Below are 1,649 nucleotides of genomic sequence, written 5' to 3'. Positions count from 1 at the left end.
TTTGCATCATTTTGTAACAACCTATTTTTAGGAAAAATATCTTTTATTATTACTGTCTCTCAACCAGCAGCTCATTTCTCAACAAATAAGCTGATGACTTATAGGCAGACAAATTAATATGAAACCTATTTTTTCTTCCGTCACTATCGGCGCCCTGCTTCTTGGCTGCCTATTAGCAACGGCCTCAGCGACACCTTGGCATAAACTCGACAGTGAACAATTAGAAGCCACTTTGGTGAAAAAGTTCAATGAAGGGCATTACTCTAAAAAAGGCGCCGACTCTTGTTTAATGTGTCACCGCAAAAACAAGAAAGTTATGGCGATTTTTGACGGTAAACACGGTCAAGCAGCCAACAAAAAATCCCCAATGGCTGGCCTTCAATGTGAAGCCTGTCATGGCCCCCTAGGCAAGCATAATCGTGGCGGTAAAGAGCCTATGATTACTTTCGGTAAAGGCAGCAAGCTTTCAGCTAAAACGCAAAACACCGTCTGTCAAAGCTGTCACAACGACCCTAAACAAATGGCCTGGCATAACAGCACCCATAATTTAGAAAATGTCGCTTGTGCTGATTGTCACAGCGTCCACACCGCTAACGACCCTGCACTAGACAAGCAAAAAGTGAATGGTAAATGTACGTCTTGCCACACTAAAGAAAAAGCTGACATGAACAAACGCTCTGCTCACCCTTTAAAAGGCGGCCAAATGACCTGTATTGATTGTCATGACCCACATGGCTCAATGAGTGAAAGCGCGCTTAAACAACCCACGATTAACGACACCTGTTACAGCTGTCACGCCGACAAACGCGGTCCAAAACTTTGGGAACACGCCCCTGTCACTGAAAACTGTGTCTCGTGCCACAACCCACATGGCAGCGTTAACGAAAACATGCTTAAAAGCCGTGCCCCTCAGTTATGTCAAGAATGTCATGCCCCTGACGGCCACGCCTCTCGCGTCACACCACAACCGGGTATGGATGCATTTGGCGGCGCGAAAAGTTGTTTGAACTGCCATAGCCAAATCCATGGGTCTAACCATCCATCGGGCAGCTTGCTGCAACGCTAACGGAGAGCACTTTCATGTCATTCAAATTAAATATTATTACCCTTGCTATGGTGGCCGCTGCGTCACCGGCTATGGCGGCAAATTTTGGTGTTAATCACGCCAATACCGATACCGTTAATACCGCTAAATACCAATGTCATCGTTGCACTAACAGCAACGGTTACCGTGGTGATGTGTCTGTATTAGCGGGCTATAACGATGTCAGTGACAGTCATGCCGGCAACACCTTTGGCACCGACCAAGACGGTGCAATTGGCGCTGTGAGCGGTAATGTGCGTTACAACAATGCCAGCGGTTATCAAGCCCAAGCGCAAGCTCACCAATTGGGCATGGACAATGGCTTTGCTCATTTGTCCACCGGTAAAAGCGGCCAATACAAACTGACCTTTGACTACAACAGCATTGAAACCTATCAAGCTGACGATATTCAAAGTGCTTATTGGCACAACAACGGCATGTTGACACCATCAAACAGCACTAACCAATTTGACTTAAGCAAACGCCGCGAAAAAGTCGGCTTTGGTTTTGAATACAACCACGATATCTACGGTGCGTTTGTTAAATACAGCCAAGAAGATAAAAC

Annotated in this window: 2 protein-coding genes; both read left to right on the top strand. The window is 46.0% G+C overall.

What is annotated here, in order from left to right; all coding sequences use genetic code 11:
* Positions 1-118 precede the first annotated feature (118 nt).
* Complete coding sequence (locus G3R48_RS16955; protein ID WP_153666371.1) at positions 119-1,066, top strand: DmsE family decaheme c-type cytochrome; 948 nt, start codon at positions 119-121, stop codon at positions 1,064-1,066.
* A gap of 14 nt (positions 1,067-1,080) precedes the next feature.
* Positions 1,081-1,649: MtrB/PioB family outer membrane beta-barrel protein (locus tag G3R48_RS16950; protein ID WP_212593416.1), on the top strand; the 569-nt coding region annotated here is incomplete at its 3' end.

This window comes from Shewanella intestini (genome assembly GCF_018221465.1).
Classification (GTDB): Bacteria; Pseudomonadota; Gammaproteobacteria; order Enterobacterales; family Shewanellaceae; genus Shewanella; species Shewanella intestini.
This window is presented reverse-complemented; position numbering and strand designations above follow the sequence as displayed.